We start from the raw sequence: 19,149 nt of genomic DNA on the forward strand, positions 1-19,149 counted from the left end.
CGGTCACGCCGGCTGGCGCGCGGCATAGACGATGACGTTCGACCGGTAGTGGCGCTCCTCGTAGTCGAAGTCGCCGCCACAGGTCACCAGACGGAGCACCGGTTGGCGCGTGTCGTTCCAGATGCGGTCGACCGGCAACTCCTCCTTCAGTTGCTGCTCGGAGGACCGGACGACGAAGCGTGACGACGTTCCGTCGCGGTGGCGCACCCGGATCTCGTCGCCGCGGGTGAGCTCGCGCAGCCGGAAGAAGACGTCCGGGCCCTCGTACGAGTCGACGTGCGCGACGATGACCGCCGGCCCCGGCTCACCCGGGCGGGGTCCGACGTTGTACCAACCGGCCAGACCGAAGTCGGGCACCTGCATCGACCCGTCCCCGTTGAGCCCGACACCGATGAGCTCGGCGTCGACACCGATGGATGGGATCTGCACCCGGACAGGTCGGGCGGCCCGCGCCACCTGCGTGGTCCGCTCCTCGCGGTCGGGCGCGGATGACGGCGGTGCAGCCTCGGTCGACGCCACGGAACCGGAGGATTCGCTGTCGGCTGACGCGACGGTGTCAGCCGATTCCACTGACGCCATGGTCCTGGCCGGCGTCACCTTCTCGATCGGGGCAGGCGCGGACGGCGGCGGCGGCGGCGCCTCCTCCTCCTCGGCCGCGAACGGCAGGCTCGCCCCGATCACCGGCCGCAGTGGCCCGGCCACGAGCACCGCGGTGACCACGATGCACACGAGCAACAGCACACGTCCGGCCGGCCCGCTCATGCCGTCGCCCCGCGCTCGAGCGCCCACCGGACCACAGCCGACGCCCCCGCCACGACATCGGCGGGTTCACCGTACGAGGCCGGCCACCGTGCGCGGGCCAGGCCAGCACCAGATCGGCTGCCGGCTCCGGTCACATCTCCCCCTCATGGACTGCTCCCAGTCCAGTATCGACCGACCAGCATGACGCCGCCAGCGGTCATGGCGACCGGAAACGCCGGCGCGATCCGCATTCGCGCGGCAGGCGCGGCCTCGTCACTCACACGCTGATGACAACCTTGCCACGGGCGTGACCCGCTTCGACGTGCGCGATCGCCGCGGCAGCGTCGCTCAACGGGAAGACCCGGCCGATCACGGGGGTCACCAGTCCGGCGTCGACCAGGTCGACCAGCGCGGCCAGGTCCTCGCGACGCATCGGGGACTGCACCGGGCGGATCCGCTCGGCGACGAACGGCGCTACCAACTGCGCGCCGACCGCACGGGCTGCAGCGCCGAACCAGCGGTCATCCGAGTCCCCGTTGTTCGGCATGACCGTTCCACCGGCCGTCACGACACGACGGAGCGCCGACAGCCGGTGGTTGGCCACGTTGTCGAGGACCACGTCATACCGCTCCGTGCCCGCGGTGAAGTCCTCGACCGTGTAGTCGATCACGCGGTGCGCGCCGAGTGAGGCGACCAGATCGGCGTTGCGTGCGCTGCACACGCCCGTCACCTGCGCACCGAGCGTCCGTGCGATCTGCACGGCGAACGTGCCGACGCCTCCCGACGCCCCGTTGATCAGGACCGACCGCCCTGGCGTCAGCCGTCCGATGTCGCGCATCGCGGCCAGCGCCGTCAGCCCGGCGACCGGCAGTGCCGCGGCCCGGTCGTAGGCCAACGCGTCCGGCTTGGCGACGAGGCTGTCCTCGGTCGCGCAGACGTACTCGGCGAGCGCGCCGCCGCCGTCCCACAGGTGACCGACCACGGCGTCACCGGGTGAGAACCGCGTGACCTGCGCTCCGACAGCCTCCACGACGCCGGCGACGTCGAACCCAGGGATCCGATTGCGCGGGCGGCGCAGTCCAAAGCCCATCACCCGCATGACGTACGGCTCACCACGCATGAAATGCCAGTCAGCCGGATTCACCGCCGCGGCGCGCACGCGCAGGAGCACCTGGTCCGGCTCCGGGGACGGCATGTCGACGTCCTCGAGCCGCAGGACGTCCGGGCCGCCGTACGTGTCCTGGACGATCGCCTTCATGGCTTCCTCCCTGCTCCGGCCGCCTTGGTCACGAGCGGCCGCGCCAGCAGCGTTGTCGACGCGACCGCTCCGCACCATCGGGGAGCACCCGCATCAGCGCTCAGGGTCCCTGGCGTCAACCGCTCGCCGTTCTGTCGCAGGGACTTGACAAGCTTGCGACGTATGCATACCTTACGACGTACGACTTACAGAGTAAGGTCCGCGGCGTGGCTGCTCGCGCGCGGGGCGGCAACCATGCCGCGACGGCATAGACGGGAGTCGATCATGCATCGAATCCTCATACCGGCCGCGCTCGCGCTCGCGACGGTGGTGGCAACGGTCGGCATCGTGTTCGTGGTTGGGATGCGCACGAGATCGCGCTGGGTGTTGAGCGCGGTCCGGCGGCTCAACCGCCGGTTCTTCAACCCGTACCAGATGCGCACCGCCGGGACGCCGGGAGCGTACGCGTCGGTGATCCAGCACCGGGGACGGACGTCGGGCCGGAACTACGAGACACCCGTCGGCGCCATGCCGACGGCCGACGGGTTCGTGATCGCGCTGCCGTACGGCACGCACGCCGACTGGCTGCGCAACGTCGTGGCGCACGGATCCGCAACCGTGGTGCACGAGGGAGCCACCTACGACGTCGATTCGCCGCAGGTGGTGCCCACCGCGTCGGTCAGTGACGACCTGCCGTCCGGCGAGGAGCGGCTACTGCGACGATTCAACGTCGACCAATGCCTCCGGCTCCGGATCGTGACGCGCGCGTCGATGCCGACGTGAACGCACGTCGACGGACTGCTCCGACGACAACCGTTCGGGACGCATGACCTGTGCCCGGAACGACGCGCACGGCGTTCCGGGGAGACATCTCACCGCATACGTGCCATCGTCTCCCCAGATCCACCGCGCACGGCGTTCCGGGGCGCCGCGGACCACGCCCCGCGGGCTGGAACAGCTCGATCGGGTTGCCGGCCGGGCCCACCCCACACTCCATCAAGGTATGCTGGTGGAAGAACATGAGGATGATGGTTGATCCCGTTGGGTCCATCCTTGTGGGTCAGATGTAGGAGAATGGTATGTCTTCGTCTATTTTTGAGCGCCAGCGCACGGGTTGGGACATCGTCCTCGGTGTGATCCTGCTGATCGGCAGCTTCATCATCTTCGGCAACGCTGTGGTCGCCACCGCGATCTCGGTCCTGCTGCTGGGGTGGATTGCCTTCATCTCCGGTGTCGTGCTGCTCGTGAGCGCGTTGTTCAGGATCGGATCCGGAGGGTTCTGGTCGGCAGCACTCGGCGGCGGGGTGCTGACCGTGCTGGGCCTGTTCCTGGTCCGCAATCCCGGTGCCGGCGCCCTGAGCCTCACCCTGGTCGCCGGGGCGTTGTTCCTCGCGACCGGCCTGGTCCGCATCTTCCTGGCCTTCCAGGTGTCCGAGGCGCGGTGGCTGCTGGTCTTCAGTGGCGTCGTCTCGGTGGTTCTGGGCCTGCTGGTCCTGTTCAACCTGATGACCGCGACGCTGACCCTGCTCGGGGTTCTGCTGGGCGTGCAGACGCTGCTCGAGGGCACGACGCTGATCGTGGCGGGACGGCTGCGTCCCGTCGCCGCGGGGTCCGCCGCGACCGCCTGACGCCTCCGCGGTCCCTCGTCGCCATCGTGGCGTCGGGGGACCATCGGCGACCGACGAACGTGCCGATCGCCCTCACCGTCGTGGCCAGCGGGCGGCATGTTCGTCGTTGGACGCCGCCGGAGCCTGGAGGCTCGTCGGTCGCCCCGGGCGAGACGTCCATGCGCCACCACGGTGTCCGAGGAGGTGCGCCATGACCGTCAGCGAGCCAGCCTCTGCGTCGACGAGACGCCGCGCCGGGACGACGAGCGGCTACGTGGCCGCCATCGTGGTCAACATCATCATGCTGCTGCTCGTCAACAGCGACGCCGTGTGGCGGTGGCTGAGGTTCGTGACGGACGACATCGACCGCGTGCTGCCACTCATCGAGCTGTCGCTGATGGCGTCGATCGTCGCGAACGCGGCCTACCTGGTCTACGACGCCCGGTGGTTCACATCACTGACCCAGATCGGCGTGCTCGGCATCAGTCTGCTGGTCACCGTCCGGATGCTCGAGGTGTTCCCCTTCGACTTCCCGACGGACGGCGTGGCCTGGGCGACCATCGCCCGGGTTGTGTTGATCCTCGCGCTGGTGGGCGTGGCCATCGCCATCGTCGTCGAGGTCGCCCGGTTCTTCGGTGCGATCATCCGGGGATGACGCGGGGCGGGGCGCGAGCGTCCCGGGCGGGACGGGGCGGCGCGATGGCGGGTCGTCCGTGGCGTGACGTGGCATGCTGACCCCACGACGAGCTGGAGGATCGATGAGCCAGACACCGCCCACGCTCACGGAGCTGTCCGTCGACGAGTGCTGGGGTCTGCTGGCGGCGCACCGTCCGACGCTGGGTCGGATCGCGTTCGACAACGACGGCGGACGGCCCGTCATCCACCCGATGAACTACGCGGTCACGGAGCGGACCGTCTATCTGCGCACCGATCCCGACAGTGGCCTGACCGGCGCCGTCGGGACGCAGACCGTGGCCTTCGAGGTCGATGACGTCGACCCCGACTGGGAGCGGGGGTGGAGCGTGCTGATCCAGGGCCGCCTGCACGAGGTCGATGATCCCGATGAGCTCGCACGACGCCGCGAGCTGCGACTGCGCACCTGGGCACCGGGCGAACGGCTGTACCTGCTGCGACTCGACGCCGAGCACGTGTCGGGTCGCCGCCTCGAGTGACGCGGCCGCGGGCGACAAGACGCTGGGCCGGTGGGCCCGGACGCGGCGGGCCGACCGGCGGTGCCACAGACCGACACTCGATTCAGTCTCGACGGTGACCGCGGCGTTCCCGGTCCCGGCGACCATGGACGCTCCGGCCGATGGAGCCACACAACGGACGCACCGAGGAGGTCCACCGTGCCTGCGATCACCGAGGCAGCCGCCGCCTTCCTGGCCAACAAACGCGTCGCGGTGACCGGCGTCTCCCGTAGCCCCGGGGATCATGGCAGCAACGTCGTGTACCGTCGACTGCGCGAACGCGGATACGACGTCTTCGCCGTGAACCCGAACGCCGAGACGGTGGAGGGCGACCAGGCCTTCCCCGACCTCGCGTCGATCCCGGACGGCGTGGACGCCGTGGTCATCGGAACGCGCCCGGAGCGCGCCCGCGCCACGATCGACGAGTGCGTCGAGCTGGGCATCGGCCAGGTGTGGATGCACCGGGCGTTCGGTGCGGGCAGCGTCTCGCCGGAGGCGGCCGAGCACGGGCGATCGCAGGGCATCTCGGTGATCGAGGGCGGCTGTCCGCTCATGTTCGGTCCGACAGCCGACACCGGACACAAGGTCATGCGGTGGGTGTGCACCATGACCGGCAACGTCCCGCGGAGCGTCTGATCGGCGGCCGGCCGACCGTGCGCCCGCGCGCGCCCGACCGCGGCGCCGGACGCAGCAGCGCGGGGTCCGGACAGGTCATCCCCCGCGCCGACCGGCACACCGTCGAGGACGTGCTGGAGGCGGCCGGCGTCGACCCGGCCCGCGGCCTGACACCGGGCGAGGCACGCGCACGCGCCGAGCTGGCCGGTCCGAACGCCCTGCCCGAGCCGAGGCGTGCGGGCCTCGGCGAGCAGGTCCTCACCCAACTGCGCGAGCCCATGGCGGTGCTGCTGCTCGTGGCGGCCGCGGTGTCGGGCGTCGTGCTCGGCGAGGTCGTCGACGGCGTGGCGATCGCCGTCATCGTCGTGGTCAACGCGGCGATCGCCGTGGTCGAGGAGCGACGGGCTGACGCCGCGTTGACCGCGTTGCGTGCGCTCACCGTTCCCGAGACGCGGGTCCGCCGCGATGGTGCGGTGCTGCGCATCCCCGCTCCGGAGCTCGTACCCGGTGACGTCGTGCTGCTCGAGCCCGGCGACCGTGTGCCCGCGGATCTGCGCCTGGTCGCAACGGCGGGGGTGGAGATCGACGAATCGGTGCTCACGGGCGAATCTCAGGCGGTGCGCAAGGACGCGTCCGCCGTGTCGGCGGATGACGCGGGGCTCGCCGACCGACCCGGGGCCGCCTTCACCGGCACGTTCGTGGAACGGGGCACCGCGACCGGGATCGCCGTCGCCACGGGCGCGTCGACGACGTTGGCCGCGATCGCCCGCGAGGCGACCGCGACGCGGCGCCTGACGCCGCTGCAGACCGATCTGGTGCACGTGACACGGCAACTGGCGACGGTGTCGATCGCGGTCGCCGGCGGGGTGCTGCTGCTGTTCCTGGCGCGGTCCGGTGTCGGAGAGGACACGCTGCAGGAGGGGTTCCTCGCCGCGGTGGCGCTGGCCGTGGCGGCCGTCCCCGAGGGGCTCGCCACGGTCACCGCCGTCGGACTGGCGCTGGGCGTGCGCCGCATGGCGGAGCGGGGCACGGTCGTCCGCCGCCTCGCCGCGGTCGAGACCCTGGGATCGGTCACCGTGCTGCTGCTCGACAAGACCGGCACGCTCACGCAGAACCAGATGGGCGTCGCGGGCGTGTACGACACCGCGGGCGGCAGTGCGACCGCGCGACAGGCTGCACGCGGGGCGGTCCGCGTGATGGCGCTGTGCAACGATGCGACGCTCGACCCACCGGTCGGCGATCCGATGGAGGTCGCCCTGCTCGACGCGGTCGGCGACGACGAGCTGCGCGACCTGCGCGCCCGGTGGACCCGGGTCGCCACCAGTCCGTTCGATGCGGACCGTCGGTGGATGGCCACCGTCCACGTGCCCGAGGACGGGTCGTCCCCGCCCGAGCTCCTCGTCAAGGGCGCACCCGAGTCCGTGCTGCCGCACTGCGCGCGCGATGCCGATGGCAGCCCCCTCGACAACGCACGGCGCGCGGTGCTCGACGCGCGCGTGCACGACCTGGCCGACACAGGCGTGCGCCTGCTCGCGCTGGCACGACGGCCGCTCGTCACCGTGCCTGACGATCTCGACGGAGCCCTCGAGGACCTGGAGCTGGTCGGGCTCGTCGGGCTCCACGACCCCGTGCGTGAGGCGGCGGCGGCATCGGTCGCGACCGCCAGGCGGGCGGGCATCACGCTGCTGATGGCGACCGGTGACCATCCAGGCACGGCCCGCGCCGTGGCCGCCGCCGTGGGCATGGCGGACGCCCGGAACGCACGGGTGATCACCGGCCACCGGCTGCGCGTCGACGGCATCGCGGACGACCCCGCGTCGTCGGACGTGTACGCGCGGGTGGATCCGGACCAGAAGCTCGCCCTGGTCGAACAGCTGCAGCGACGCGGCGAGGTGGTCGGCATGACCGGTGACGGCGTGAACGACGCGCCGGCGCTGCGGCGTGCCGACATCGGGATCGCTCTGGGCCGGCGCGGCAGCGACGTCGCCCGCGAGGCCGCTGACATGGTGATCACCGACGATGATCTCGCGACGATCGTCGCCGCCGTGGCCGAGGGCCGTCGCATCTACGACAACCTGCGCAAGGTCGTCGACTACCTCGTGGCGGGCAACCTCGGAGAGATCTTCGTGGTCATGGGTGGCCTGTTGTTCGTGCCGGCGCTGGGCCTGCCGCTGCTGCCCCTGCAGCTGCTGTGGATCAACCTCGTGACCGATGGCCTGCCGGCGGTGGCGCTCGGCGTCGACGCCGCCGACCGGACGGTCATGCAGCGCCCTCCGCGCGCCCCGGGCACGCGTCTGCTGTCGTGGGCACGCGTGCGTCGGCTCGCGTTGCGCGCTCTGGTCATCGCGGCGAGCGTGCTGGCCGCACTTGCGGTCGCGCGCCTGGCGCTGGATCTGTCATGGGACCAGGCACGGACCGTCATGTTCGGCGCGCTCGTGTTCGCCCACCTCGGCTACGCGTACGTCGTCCGGCGTGGCAGTGGCGGGCCGGGCGGCAACCCGTGGCTGCTGATCGCCACCGCCGGGGGGATCGCGCTGCAGGTGCTGCTCGTGCTGCTGCCAGCCACGCGGGCGCTGTTCGACGTCACCGCGCTGACGGCGGCCGGGTGGTTCACGGTCCTCGTCGCCGGCGTGGTCCCGAACGTGGTGCTCTGGGCGGTCGAGGCACGTCGGTCCTAGGCGTCGGCTGACCGTCGCGGTGGCCGGGTTGCCGCGCGGCGCCCGTGGGCCGGCCGCGGCGCGCGACGATCGGCCACCCGTGCGACACTGCAGGCATGGCAACCAGCGCTGACATCACCGACACCCTCGCCTCGTTCGCGCTGTTCTCCGACCTGTCGCGCCCGCAACTCGACGCCGTGATCCACAGCATGGACGAGCAGTGGTTCAGCGAGGGCCAGCGCATCCTGCGCCAGGGCTTCACCGGCACGGGGTTCTACGTGATCCTCGACGGTGAGGCGACCGTCAGGATCGACGGCCGGGACCGCGCCCGACTGTCGCGCGGCGACTTCTTCGGCGAGATCTCGATCCTGCTGGACGAACCGCCCACGGGAGACGTCGTCGCTTTGCGGGCGCTGCACTGCCTGGTGCTGCCGCGCGCCGACCTGCACGACTGGCTGCAGGAGCGGCCGACCGTGGCGTTCCGCATGCTGCAGGCCGAGGCCCGGCGCCTGCGGACGACGAGCAGCGCACGCAGTTGAGCGAGCAACCGTTCCCCCCGAGCACCTATCCCGTCGTGGTCGTCGGCAGCGGGCCGGGTGGCCTGCAGATCAGCTACCAGCTCAGCAGGCTCGGCGTGCGGCACGCCGTGATCTCCGCCGACCGCACGCCGGGCGGCATGTTCCAGCGGTATCCGGTCTTCCAGCGACTGGTCACGTGGACCAAGCCGCACGCCCCGGCCGCCCGCGACTCCGAGTGGTACGAGCGGTTCGACTGGAACAGCCTGCTGGCCGAGGACGCCGAGCACCGGTTCCTCGTGCGCGACCTGATGGGCACCGAGTCGTACTTCCCCACCCGGGCCGAGATGGAGCGCGGGATCGCTGCGTTCGCCGAACGCACCGGCATCGCGGTCCGCTACGCCACCCAGTGGCGCGCCACCCGCCGGACCGACGACGGGTTCGTGCTCACGACCTCGGACGGCGAGTACCGGTGCACCATCGCGATCTTCGCGGTCGGCATGGCGCGCCCGTGGAAGCCGCCGATCGAGGGGATGGACGCCGTCCCCCACTACGTCGACGTCAAGCAGCCCGAGTCCTACGCGGGGCGGCGCGTGCTCATGATCGGCAAGCGCAACTCCGGCTTCGAACTGGCCGACGGGCTGCTGACCCACGCACGTCAGATCATCCTCGTATCTCCGCGACCTGCACGGATCTCGGTGCGCACGCACTCGACCGCAGCCGCGCGTGCGCGGTACCTGCAGCCCTACGAGGACCACGTGCTCGGCGGCGGCAACGTGGTGCTGGACGCGTCGGTCAAGCGCATCGAACGGACAACTGGGGGGTACCGGGTCCACACGCGGGGGACGACGACTACCCGCGATCTCGTGTTGGACGTCGACGATGTCCTCGCCGCGACCGGGTTCACGGTGCCGCTGGGCGATCTCCGCGACCTCGGCGTCGCGACGTTCTTCCAGGACCGCCTGCCGGCGCTGACGCCGTTCTGGGAGAGCGCAACGGTTCCGGGCATCTACTTCGCCGGCACGATCACACAGGGCGCGGTGGGCCTGAAGAAGTACGGGATCCCGAGCAACTCCGCCGCCGTGCACGGGTTCCGCTACAACGCGCGCGTGCTGGCCCGGCACGTGGCGGACAGGCACTTCGGCATCCGACTGCCCGTGCCGACCGTGGCACCGGATGCCGTGGTCGATCACCTGCTGACCCTGGCGACGCACGCACCTGACCTGTGGAACCAGCAGTCCTACCTCGCGCGGGTGCTGCAGTTCGCCGAGGACGGTCGCGTGCTGGACCAGGGTGCGGTCCCGCTGGCGCACTTCGTCGACGCCGACGGCCCCGATGCCACCGCGATCACCGTCGAGACCGATGCGGACGGCGACATCCATCCCGCGCTGTACGTCCGCCGCGGCGGCGCGGTCGTCGAGCACCTATTCGAGTCCGATCCGCTCCACGACTTCAGCACCGGACGGCATCGTGCACAACTGCGTGCCGTGCTGTCCGACATCGTCGGGACGCGGGACGCATGACACCCCGCCACTCCGGGGCGGATGGCCCCGCCGGTCCCGAGGGCGTCACGTACGAGGTGATCCCCATCGGGTGGGTCGAATCATCGTTGACCGACCGCGCCGACGCACCGCGGCAGGGCGATGAGGGCGCACCGTCCGCGCGGATCGTGTTCCAGCCCGGACTCTCCGAGGCCACCGCCGACCTCCACACCGGGGACCGCATCATCGTGCTGACGTGGCTGCACGCGGGCAGCCGTGACGTGCTGTCCGTGCATCCACGCAGCGACCCCGATCGGCCACGTCAGGGTGTGTTCTCCACGCGGTCGCCGGATCGTCCGAACCCCGTCGGCCTGCACACCGTCACGATCTCCGACGTCGATGGGGAGGGCATCACGGTCGACGGGCTCGAGGCGATCGACGGCACGCCGGTCATCGACATCAAACCGGTGCTCGGCGCCGTCCACGAGCGCTGACGAAGCCCGTGTCGGGGCGGGCGATGCCCCGCCGGCGCCGGGCGAAGGCCGGCATGCGACCGCCATGGGCCGCAGAGGTTGCCCACTCGCTGAATCTGCGGACTGGCCGCATGACTGGCTGGTGCTCGGCGTCGCCGTGACCTGGTGGGTCCATGACACGGGCTCGGTGTGGAGCCAACCGCTCGGCGCACCGATCCTCGGACCCCGGGCCGACACGGACATGACGCTGCCTCGCCGCTGACCACCTGGGCGTCGTGGGTCGACGCGCACCCGAGGATGGTCGCGGCGGTCATGCCCCACCGATCCGCAGCGTGGCGCATCTACTCGCGCCGCGTCAGCGAAGGTGACGTCGAGCTGGCACTCCACAGCGCGCAGCTCCACGACTCCGTCTCCGGGACGCGCTGGGATCTACGGACCGGTCGCGGCCTCGACGGGCCGCCAGCCCGCCGACGCGCCCGCCCGCTTCCCGGCGTTCAGGTCGTTCCCCGACGACTACCGCGGGTCATTCCCCGACGGGCGCGTGTGGCCGGGCGTGACCGACGGCATTGACCGAACATCATGGACGCGCCGTCGAGCAGAACGTCACCTGGCGACCGATTCGGACAGCGTCATCGACGAGCCCGCCGAGCCCACGGGCAGGTCTTGCTTCACGTCGATCGTCTCGACGCGACGCGCGCCAAGGTTGGTCTTTCGCCAATTGAGCAGCGACTTCGCCGTCGGATCCCGTTTGAGCGTGCGCACAAGCGTCTCCCACTGGGATTGCTCCTCCCGCGTCCGGCCGACAATCGCAGGTCGTGCATCCTTCCAGAAGAGGACCTGAGTTGCTGTGCGGATCCCCGCCCGCTGCAACTCATCGAATATGCGGTTCCTCTCAAGCCTGCCACTGTCCGTGGACCGTGACGTGTGGAGTTGCAGCACCGCCTGGTCGACCCAGTCCAACAACCGGGATGCAGGAATCCGCGTCCGCATGAGCAACGCGACCAGATCCGGTTTGGCGAGCGCCTGGAAGTGGTCGACCCCTTCATCCGCCAGTCGTGTGCGGTCGTAGATGTCGAGCCCGATCAGTCCACTCAGGTCGTCACGTGGGAGAGACTTCTCGTCGCCTTCGTCGGACTTGCGGCCAAAGAAACTCTTCACACGCTCATTCAGATAACGCAACCATTCGTCCGGCATGAAGCCCGCGAAGAAGGCAGCCCCTTGGAGCGGCCTCGCCGGTCCACCGATGACCACCTCGAGCAGCCACGCCGTTATCACGGCGATCATCAACCTGACGCTCATACCGCTGTAGGACTTCGCCTGCAGATCGCCGCGCACATGTCCCTGCAGCGCAGTCCTGAGCCCGAAGACATACGCGCCGAGAAAAGCGAAGGCGACGGGCGACGGCGGAGGTCGCCAGAAGTCGGTCATTCTGAACTGCGGTGGCGCCACATCGACCGGCAATCCGTTGCCTGAGTGGATCATCAGCGCGGTCCAGCCGATGCTGATCAGCAGCGTGGCGACCACCACAGGCGAACGGCGACCGGCGGCCAGTTCGGCGTCACCCTTGGAGACCGTGCCGTACGTCTCCTCGATCTGTCTCCCATACTTGGCATCAAGGTCGCTCAGCGTCTGCATCGTCGGGTCTAGTCTCAACGCGTCGTGGATGAACTCGTGCTTGAGCGTACCGAGCTGGGTGCGGTCGAACAGGAAATACAACAGCGCAGGAAGCAGCGAGGCCAGCGCGATCAGGAGCCACTGCAACATCCATGCTGCGGCCAGCGAAGCGTTCTCCACCTCCGCCAGGAACATGAACAGGTCGGACACGCTGTTCACGGTTCCGCTGAGACGACCGACGTGCCAGGCAACGGCACCTGGGAGGAGGATCGTCACCACGAGGACGATCGTCAGGCTCCCGAGCTGCACCAGCCAACGGCGGGCACCCTGCCAACCCCTCCGCCAGACCGCGTGCGCGAGCCATAGCGCGATGCCGATGCTTGCGACGGCGATCCAGGTGACGCTGAACCACGGGACAGAGACGAACGGCAGCAGCGCGGTCAACAAGACGGCGACGATCACAACGGTGCCCAGCGCGGCCAGGATTCCGGTCAGCCTCGATGGACCCTTACGAAGCCGCTCCAGCCGGATGAACCGAGAGTTGCGCACCTTCTTCATGTCCATCCGGCTCGTGTCACCGTGTGCGAGCGGCCGACGTTCAAGTGGGGCGAGATGGATTGTCTGTCCGTCATCCATGATGACGTCAACCGGACCAGCGCGAAGATTGACGATTTCGGGCGGCGAGATGCTCGACCACACCGGTAGCGGCGAAGGTTCGAGGCGCTGCCCATTTCGCACGTTGTGCGAGCCATTGCTCGAGCTGTGATCTGTTGTGAAGTCAGTGGACATCACGAACTCCTTGCAGGATGCTACATGGAGTGAGCGGTCCACCAGGGCATTGATACATCGAGTTGCGCACATCTCTCTCAGCATTGCCGTGCCGCCCGACGGGCCTGTTCGCGGACCTCCGATCGAACGAGTAACAGATCGTCTACATCGTACGAACAATGCCTGATCGCACTCCCGACGTCTGTTCGGTGCAAAGTCTCTGAGCACTCTCCACGAGGGTATGACGAGCCTGCGGGAAGGCGATTGCGCGCACGGCAACTACGTACGGCACGCGCTTGCCAGCGAGTTGTTGCGGCCTCGGCCATCACGTCGCTCGCCCGCTGGCAGGGCACTGTCGCGCCGTTGCGATGTCAACGGCCGAGCCGGATCGTCCGCGTCTCGATCGCCGCGTCGACCCGCACGCGTCCGGCTGTGCGGTTGGCGCGGGCGATCGCGTCGAGTTCGCGGTCGGTTCGCGCCGGACTGTGGTGGAACAGCAGCAGCCGCCGCACGTCACACGTCCGCGCCAGGCCGACGGCGTACTCGACCGTCGCGTGCCCGAAGCCGCGCCAGACCGCGAACTCGTCGCGCAGGTGATGCGCGTCGTGGAACAGCAGGTCGACATCTTCGACGAGCGCCCGGATCGCGGGATGGACGGTGCCGAGCCCGTCAGGGCCGTCGCCGAACGCGATCGGTGAGTGGTCGGGCACGTATGCGATCGTCGACACGCCGTCGCTGATCCGATAGCCGAAGGTCCGGCCGCCCTTGTGGGGGATCTCCAGGGCCAGCACCGACAGGTCTGCGATGCCGTGCGCGCCTTCGTCCAGATCGACGAAGCACCAGTCCCCGTTCAGACCGGCCGGGTCGATGGGAAAGTGCGGCGGCGACATCATCTTCGCAACGGTGAGTTCCGCGCCGTCTCCCCACACCGCGGACGACTGCGCCGGAACGGTGACGGTCACCCGCGCGCCGGGCCGATCGGCCGCGGCGAAGAACGGCAGGCCCTGCAGATGGTCCCAGTGCATGTGCGTCAGCAAGATCGTGCCCTCGAACGGGGATCCGTCGAGCAGCCCGGTGAGGCGACGGATGCCGGTGCCCGCGTCGAGCACAAGCCGCGGTGGGCCGTCGTCGCAGGCGATCGCGACGCACGACGTGTGTCCGCCGTAGCGCGCGAACGCGAAGCCGGGAGCAGGCGTAGACCCGCGTACCCCGCAGATCAGCACGCGCATGGCCCACGCACGCTCAGGTCTCCAGTCCCGTCCCGCCTTCAGCTCGGCGCGGCACGCCGAGATGAGCACAGCATGGACCAGCCGACCCGGCCGGTCTGTCGCGTGGACGACACAACGCCTGAACGGCGCAACGGAACCTTCGGGAGCCTGGTTCCACGAACACGCGACGGACCGGCTTCGCCGGACAGATGTTCGTCGCCCGGGCGGCGCACCCCGGCACGCTGCCCACGGTCAGCCCACTGCCCGCAGCTACGGTGTCGCGCGCCGACCCCTGCGCGGCCCGAAGGCCGAGCGGCCGGCGCGCGTCCCGCCACCGCAGTCGGTCACCGTCGCAGCCGGTGCATCTCGCGTGCTCCAGCACGCTCCGGGACTGACTGCGACGCATGATGCCCGACGATCACGCACCGGTCTGTCGTCCAGCTGACACTTCCACGGTGTCCGCGATGACGTAACGCGCCGCCGCGCCACGTCGTCGCGGCGGCGGGAGCCCTGCGGCCGACCGCCACCACACCCACCGCGCGGCTGGTGCGCCCGCAGATCGTGCGCTAGCGTCGCCCGCGGGACGGAAAGGATCGTGTCATGCCGATCTTCATGATCGAGCGGCGCTACGCGGCGGAGCTGGAAGCCAGCGCTGACGTGCTGGACGACATCAACAGGGTCAACGACGCCGAGGGCGTGCGCTGGTTGTACTCGTTCCTCTCCGCCGACAAGCGCCGGACCTACTGCCTGTACGACGCGCCGTCACCGGAGGCGATCCGGCGCGCTGCAGAGCGGGCGGGGCTGCCGGCGGACGCGATCATCGAGGTGACCGACCGCCTCATGCCCGACGGCAGGATGGCGGAGATCTGACGCGACCGGTCTCACGCAAGGCCGTGCTCGACCGCGTACATGGCCGCCTGCGTGCGGTTGGCCGCCCCCGTCTTGAGCAGGATGCTGCGCACGTGGTTGGCGGCGGTGTTGCCACTGATGTAGAGGCGGTTGCCGATCTCCCGGTTGCTCAGCCCCTCGGCGAGCAGGCGGAGCACCGCCACCTCGCGGTCGCTGAGCTCGTCGGGGTGCGGTGACGCCTCCACCGCGTCGAGCAGTCGCAGCACCCGCTGCTGGCCGAGCGGAGCGGCGACCTCGCGCGCGCGGGCCGCGAGCACGGTCGCGCGGCGCGCATCACCCGTCCCCGCGAGGAACTGTGCATGGCGCGCCAGGGTCTCCGACAGGTGCACGGTCGACCCCATGCGCTCATCCATCTGCGTCGCCGTGACGAAGTGGCGCTCGGCCGTGGCGTCGTCGCCACCCAGCGCTGCGATGCGGCCCAGGTAGCGGTCGGCACTACCGAACAGGGCGAGGAACTCGCCGGCGACCATGTTCATCCCGGCGTAGTTCGCGACGAGGGGCCGCAGCGTGCGCGCGATGTCGAGGTCTGCGCCCGCCAGACCCGCTTCGGCCATGAACACCAGCTCCATCGGCCACTGCGCGCCGAACACCTGCGCGTCGAGATCCCGATTGAGCAGGTGCCGCAACGCGCGTTGTCTGCCGTGCTCCACACCGAGCTCCGTGTAGAGCGCGAGCAGCCCCGGGACCCACCGTCCGTCGAACGACTCGTGACCGGTGAGGTGCGGGCGGAACGCGTCCAGGCCGCCGGTCTCACGCCGGATCATGAACATCTGGACGCCGTAGGGACCTTCCGTCGCGTCGATCCCGAACGAGTCACCGAGTGCGAGCAGTCGTTCGGCACGGCGTTCCGCGCTCTCGAAGTCACCGTGCAGGAACGCCCGCCCCTGCACCAGGCATCCCGCGACGTAGCTGAACAGCGGCGTCCTGCTGGACGCTTCAGCGCGCTGCGCGTCGGTCGTCGCCTCGTCGACCACATCGGGCCTGCCCAGCACATAGCCGGCCATCGCCCGGAAGTACGCGGCGGACCCGCGCTTCTCGTGGTCACCGCGCCGCCGCGCCATGCCGCACACCTGCGCGGCGCGCTCGACCTGGACCTCGGCCATGTCCGGGGTGATGCCGTGCCACAGGCTCGCCTCCAACGCGACCATCACCGCGTCGTCATCGCCGAGCCGACGGGCGGCGGCGATGGCCCGGCCGCCGACCTCGCGAGCCCGCGGGGTGTCGCCCGCGAAGACCAGCGCCCGCCCCAGGCTGCTGAGCGCCGACACGTACCGCGGATCGTCGTCCTGCAGGCCGCACTCCGAGATCGCCGCCGTGAGCAGGTCGGCGGCGCGCGAGCTGGCCAGGCCCGGCCGCCAGCTGGCGTCCTCGTAGCCGATCGCGGCCTCGAGACGAACGAGGGGGTCCGACATGCCCGACAGGCGCTCGTAGATGTCGCGGGCGCGCGCGAAGTCGCCGGCGCGCACGTGGTTCGCGGCCGCGTCGAACAACATCGCCGCGCGCGTCCGGGCGTCGGACTCGGGCAGGCGGGCCGCGCGCTCGAACCACATGGCCGCTTCCTCGTAGGCCAGGCTGCGCTCGGCCAGACGGCCGGCCGCTCCCGCCGCCTCGAGCGCCTGGTCGTGGAACCCGAGCACGTGCGCCGCGAGGTAGTGGGCGGCGATCCGTGGCACCACTGTCGCGTCGGCGCGGTGCGGCTCCAATGCCTCCGCAGCTCTGGCGTGCAACAGGATGCGTCGCGAGGAGGTCATCCCGTCGATGACCGCCTCACGGGTCAGCGAGTGGACGAACGCGTAGACGCCATCGAGTCCGTCGACCGCCTCGATCAGGCCCAGTGCCGTCGCCGCATCGATCGCGGCGAGGGCGGCGCTGCCTTCGACAGCGCCGGCAGCGGTGAGCGTCGGGAGGTCGAAGGTGTCGCCGAGGATGGCCGCGGTCTCCACGACGGCCCGGAACTGCTCGCTCAGACCTGCCAGGCGGCGGCGGAGGGTGTCGCCGATCGAGGCCGGCACCTTGTGGGCCGATCGCAGGGCGGCCACTCCGCCCCGACGCTCGAGATCACCCCACAGCTCCCGCAGGAAGAACGGGTTGCCGCCCGTCCTGTCGCGGAGCATGGCTGCGGGCACCTGCGCGGCGGTCAACGGCATGCCGTCGCGCAGGTTGAGGAACTCGGCGATCGCGTCAGTGTCGAGGCCGCTGAGATCGAGCCGACGGACACCCTCGAGACGATGCAACTCGGCGACCCGGGACAGCAGGTCGTCGGAACGATCCGGCGCAGTCGTGCGGAACGTCGCGAGCACGAGCATCCGGACGTCGGAGCAGACCCTGACGACGTGTTCCAGCAGCGCCACGGTCGGAGACTGCGCCCAGTGCAGGTCGTCGAGGATCAGCGTGAGCGGCCGGTCCGCCGCCATGCCGCGGACCAGGTCGGACACCGCATCGAACAGTTCCCGGCGCACCTCTCCGGTCCGTTCACCGGCCGTCCGGGCGTCGCGGCGATGGCGTGCCACGTGGGTCGACAGCCGTGCGAGCTCACCGGCTTTGTCGTCGAGCAGATGGTTCAGCGAACCCTCGGCCGTCTCCGCGAACAGTCGATCCAGCATCTCGGCGAAGGGCTGGTACGGGACGCCCGCGTCCCGGCTGGACCGGCCGACGAGCACGGCGACGTCATGGTCGGCCAGCGCCCGTGCGACCTCGGCCACGAGTCGCGTCTTGCCGGCGCCGGGCTCACCGCCGACGAACACGAGGTGTCGGTGGCCCTGCTCGACCGACGCCCAGACCATTGCCAACGTCTCCAGCTCAAGCCGTCGGCCGACGAGGGGCATCTGGCTCGACGTCGCCAGCTGCGGTGGGAGGGAAGGCGGGTTCCAGGGCGCCACGCCCTGAAGGTACGGTCCCGCTGGCGCAGGGTCGATGATCAGATCTGACCATCGACGTCGGAACAGCTGGGTCCGATCCGGTCATGACGGGCGCTCGGCGGCTTCGTACGTTCGCCGCAGGCACCGACGATGGGCCGGCCCGTCACAGGACCGCACAGTGGCCAGCGGGCGGCAACACGCGTCGGCGCACCGCGGCAGCAGCACCTGCCGATGAACGTCCACGCCGGAGGAAGGACCACGTCATGCAGTTGTTCATGGACGTCCACACGAAGGTCGACGGTCTGACGGCCGAGGCCGTCGCCGAGGCGCACGGCCGGGACCTCGAGGTGCAGCAGGCACACGGCGTCGAGTACCGGCGGTACTGGTTCGACGAGGACTCCGGCATGGTGTTCTGCCTCGTCGCCGCTCCCGACGCGGACGCCGCGACCGCCGTCCACCGGGAGGCACACGGCCTGGTCGCGGATCAGGTGATCCCGGTCACCGAAGGTCGATGACCGCAACTGATGAGGGGAACCCGATGAGACGTACAACGATCATCATGACGCTGGCGCTGACCGCGGTGCTGCTGACGGCTCCGGCGGCACTGGCCGACCCGTCGTTCGAGACGTTCGACGCCAAGGACGGCTGGATCTGCGGCGCCGACGAGGGCCTGGTCGACAACCACTGCCTCAACGCCAACTCCAGCGGCACCACGCTCAACATCAAGGTGTTCAGCCCCGACCCGCGGGGGCCGCAGGAATCCGCGAGCTTCGACGCCAAGACCGATGGCCGGCCGTGCCCGCACGACAGCGGCTCCGATGACGGCACGTGGTGGGAGTTCGCCGACGGTCTCTACGTCTGCCACCACTCTGGCGTCCAGCCATGAGCCGGCCTCGACCGGGCGACGCCGGGCACCACGGGTGCGTGCACGGTCGCGGGAGGCGTCGCGCCCCGACGGGCGCCCACCGGGGGCGCTCCGGCGCGGGCGCCGAGGTCGCCGGCCGGCTCTCGAGCACGCGAACGTCGTTTGTGCGATGTCGCGCCGAGTCCCTACTTTCTCGAGCCTGACCAGCGCGTCCGCGACCTAGCGTGCCACACGACTACTCCTGGCCACCGCCGGTCGTTCCGCCCTTATCCTTCCGCACGACCGGTTGTCCGCTCGGTTCGGGCTCCGGGTCCGGTTTCGGCTCCGGGCCCAGCTCCTGGTCCCGGTCCGCATCTGGTGTCGGCGTCGGCCCCGCGTCGGCGTCGGCCGTGGCACCGGCATAGTCGACCC

The 19,149-nt window shown here is 70.3% G+C and carries 17 protein-coding genes; 12 read left to right on the forward strand and 5 right to left on the reverse strand.

All coding sequences use genetic code 11. The features are described 5' to 3' along the window. Nucleotides 1-3: 3 nt before the first annotated feature. The gene (locus VFZ70_14290) at nucleotides 4-762 is read right to left on the reverse strand and encodes a class F sortase (protein HEX6256972.1); all 759 of its coding nucleotides are present in this window, start codon (nucleotides 760-762) and stop codon (nucleotides 4-6) included. A gap of 256 nt (nucleotides 763-1,018) precedes the next feature. Beyond that, nucleotides 1,019-1,999, reverse strand: a complete 981-nt coding sequence (locus VFZ70_14295) for an NAD(P)-dependent alcohol dehydrogenase (protein HEX6256973.1) — start codon at nucleotides 1,997-1,999, stop codon at nucleotides 1,019-1,021. Nucleotides 2,000-2,263: 264 nt separating this feature from the next. Between VFZ70_14295 and VFZ70_14300 the strand changes: the two genes are divergently transcribed. From VFZ70_14300 to tsaA, 9 genes are all read left to right on the forward strand, one after another. Continuing rightward, nucleotides 2,264-2,761, forward strand: coding sequence for a nitroreductase family deazaflavin-dependent oxidoreductase (locus VFZ70_14300; protein HEX6256974.1), 498 nt, complete (start codon nucleotides 2,264-2,266; stop codon nucleotides 2,759-2,761). Nucleotides 2,762-3,057: 296 nt separating this feature from the next. Continuing rightward, nucleotides 3,058-3,606, forward strand: a complete 549-nt coding sequence (locus VFZ70_14305) for a DUF308 domain-containing protein (protein ID HEX6256975.1) — start codon at nucleotides 3,058-3,060, stop codon at nucleotides 3,604-3,606. Nucleotides 3,607-3,796: 190 nt separating this feature from the next. After that, nucleotides 3,797-4,240, forward strand: a complete 444-nt coding sequence (locus VFZ70_14310) for a hypothetical protein (GenBank protein HEX6256976.1) — start codon at nucleotides 3,797-3,799, stop codon at nucleotides 4,238-4,240. Nucleotides 4,241-4,343: 103 nt separating this feature from the next. Next, nucleotides 4,344-4,757 carry a pyridoxamine 5'-phosphate oxidase family protein gene (locus tag VFZ70_14315; protein HEX6256977.1) on the forward strand — a complete coding sequence of 138 codons (414 nt, stop codon included), beginning with the start codon at nucleotides 4,344-4,346 and terminating at the stop codon, nucleotides 4,755-4,757. Nucleotides 4,758-4,934: 177 nt separating this feature from the next. After that, nucleotides 4,935-5,411, forward strand: a complete 477-nt coding sequence (locus tag VFZ70_14320) for a CoA-binding protein (protein HEX6256978.1) — start codon at nucleotides 4,935-4,937, stop codon at nucleotides 5,409-5,411. Continuing rightward, nucleotides 5,369-8,068, forward strand: coding sequence for a cation-transporting P-type ATPase (locus VFZ70_14325; protein ID HEX6256979.1), 2,700 nt, complete (start codon nucleotides 5,369-5,371; stop codon nucleotides 8,066-8,068). The genes VFZ70_14320 and VFZ70_14325 overlap by 43 nt, the downstream gene beginning before the upstream one ends. Nucleotides 8,069-8,163: 95 nt before the next feature. After that, nucleotides 8,164-8,586, forward strand: coding sequence for a cyclic nucleotide-binding domain-containing protein (locus VFZ70_14330; GenBank protein ID HEX6256980.1), 423 nt, complete (start codon nucleotides 8,164-8,166; stop codon nucleotides 8,584-8,586). Beyond that, nucleotides 8,583-10,085, forward strand: a complete 1,503-nt coding sequence (locus VFZ70_14335) for an NAD(P)-binding domain-containing protein (protein ID HEX6256981.1) — start codon at nucleotides 8,583-8,585, stop codon at nucleotides 10,083-10,085. The genes VFZ70_14330 and VFZ70_14335 overlap by 4 nt, the downstream gene beginning before the upstream one ends. Next, a complete protein-coding gene (gene tsaA, locus VFZ70_14340; protein ID HEX6256982.1) occupies nucleotides 10,082-10,537 on the forward strand; it encodes a tRNA (N6-threonylcarbamoyladenosine(37)-N6)-methyltransferase TrmO in 456 nt (151 codons plus the stop codon). Before VFZ70_14335 ends, tsaA begins: the two co-directional genes overlap by 4 nt. 582 nt (nucleotides 10,538-11,119) lie before the next feature. On the opposite strand, the gene VFZ70_14345 is transcribed toward tsaA, so the two are convergent. Together VFZ70_14345 and VFZ70_14350 are read right to left on the reverse strand one after the other, a co-directional pair. Further along, nucleotides 11,120-12,919 (reverse strand): hypothetical protein, encoded by a 1,800-nt coding sequence (locus VFZ70_14345; protein HEX6256983.1) that lies wholly within the window; start codon nucleotides 12,917-12,919, stop codon nucleotides 11,120-11,122. Between the two features lie 350 nt (nucleotides 12,920-13,269). After that, the gene (locus VFZ70_14350) at nucleotides 13,270-14,127 is read right to left on the reverse strand and encodes an MBL fold metallo-hydrolase (protein ID HEX6256984.1); all 858 of its coding nucleotides are present in this window, start codon (nucleotides 14,125-14,127) and stop codon (nucleotides 13,270-13,272) included. A 579-nt stretch (nucleotides 14,128-14,706) separates the two neighbouring features. Here VFZ70_14350 and VFZ70_14355 point away from each other — a divergent pair. Next, nucleotides 14,707-14,976 carry a DUF4242 domain-containing protein gene (locus VFZ70_14355; protein ID HEX6256985.1) on the forward strand — a complete coding sequence of 90 codons (270 nt, stop codon included), beginning with the start codon at nucleotides 14,707-14,709 and terminating at the stop codon, nucleotides 14,974-14,976. Between the two features lie 11 nt (nucleotides 14,977-14,987). Here the strand turns inward: VFZ70_14355 and VFZ70_14360 are convergent, their stop codons facing one another. Then, on the reverse strand, nucleotides 14,988-17,840 hold the full coding sequence (locus VFZ70_14360) for an AAA family ATPase (GenBank protein HEX6256986.1): 2,853 nt from the start codon (nucleotides 17,838-17,840) through the stop codon (nucleotides 14,988-14,990). Between the two features lie 296 nt (nucleotides 17,841-18,136). Here VFZ70_14360 and VFZ70_14365 point away from each other — a divergent pair, with 296 nt between their 5' ends. Continuing rightward, nucleotides 18,137-18,388, forward strand: a complete 252-nt coding sequence (locus VFZ70_14365; protein ID HEX6256987.1) for a nickel-binding protein — start codon at nucleotides 18,137-18,139, stop codon at nucleotides 18,386-18,388. A gap of 23 nt (nucleotides 18,389-18,411) precedes the next feature. Then, nucleotides 18,412-18,759 carry a hypothetical protein gene (locus tag VFZ70_14370; GenBank protein HEX6256988.1) on the forward strand — a complete coding sequence of 116 codons (348 nt, stop codon included), beginning with the start codon at nucleotides 18,412-18,414 and terminating at the stop codon, nucleotides 18,757-18,759. The last annotated feature ends 390 nt before the right edge of the window (nucleotides 18,760-19,149 follow it).

The organism is Euzebyales bacterium, assembly GCA_036374135.1.
GTDB lineage: Bacteria > Actinomycetota > Nitriliruptoria > Euzebyales > JAHELV01 > JAHELV01.

What these genes read in the sequence shown, in the direction of transcription:
- VFZ70_14290 (HEX6256972.1), bottom strand. Translation starts at nt 762, where the DNA reads ATGAGCGGGCCGGCCGGACGTGTGCTGTTGCTCGTGTGCATCGTGGTC.
- VFZ70_14295 (HEX6256973.1), bottom strand. Translation starts at nt 1,999, where the DNA reads ATGAAGGCGATCGTCCAGGACACGTACGGCGGCCCGGACGTCCTGCGG.
- VFZ70_14300 (HEX6256974.1), top strand. Translation starts at nt 2,264, where the DNA reads ATGCATCGAATCCTCATACCGGCCGCGCTCGCGCTCGCGACGGTGGTG.
- VFZ70_14305 (HEX6256975.1), top strand. Translation starts at nt 3,058, where the DNA reads ATGTCTTCGTCTATTTTTGAGCGCCAGCGCACGGGTTGGGACATCGTC.
- VFZ70_14310 (HEX6256976.1), top strand. Translation starts at nt 3,797, where the DNA reads ATGACCGTCAGCGAGCCAGCCTCTGCGTCGACGAGACGCCGCGCCGGG.
- VFZ70_14315 (HEX6256977.1), top strand. Translation starts at nt 4,344, where the DNA reads ATGAGCCAGACACCGCCCACGCTCACGGAGCTGTCCGTCGACGAGTGC.
- VFZ70_14330 (HEX6256980.1), top strand. Translation starts at nt 8,164, where the DNA reads ATGGCAACCAGCGCTGACATCACCGACACCCTCGCCTCGTTCGCGCTG.
- tsaA (HEX6256982.1), top strand. Translation starts at nt 10,082, where the DNA reads ATGACACCCCGCCACTCCGGGGCGGATGGCCCCGCCGGTCCCGAGGGC.
- VFZ70_14345 (HEX6256983.1), bottom strand. Translation starts at nt 12,919, where the DNA reads ATGTCCACTGACTTCACAACAGATCACAGCTCGAGCAATGGCTCGCAC.
- VFZ70_14350 (HEX6256984.1), bottom strand. Translation starts at nt 14,127, where the DNA reads ATGCGCGTGCTGATCTGCGGGGTACGCGGGTCTACGCCTGCTCCCGGC.
- VFZ70_14355 (HEX6256985.1), top strand. Translation starts at nt 14,707, where the DNA reads ATGCCGATCTTCATGATCGAGCGGCGCTACGCGGCGGAGCTGGAAGCC.
- VFZ70_14360 (HEX6256986.1), bottom strand. Translation starts at nt 17,840, where the DNA reads ATGCCCCTCGTCGGCCGACGGCTTGAGCTGGAGACGTTGGCAATGGTC.
- VFZ70_14365 (HEX6256987.1), top strand. Translation starts at nt 18,137, where the DNA reads ATGCAGTTGTTCATGGACGTCCACACGAAGGTCGACGGTCTGACGGCC.
- VFZ70_14370 (HEX6256988.1), top strand. Translation starts at nt 18,412, where the DNA reads ATGAGACGTACAACGATCATCATGACGCTGGCGCTGACCGCGGTGCTG.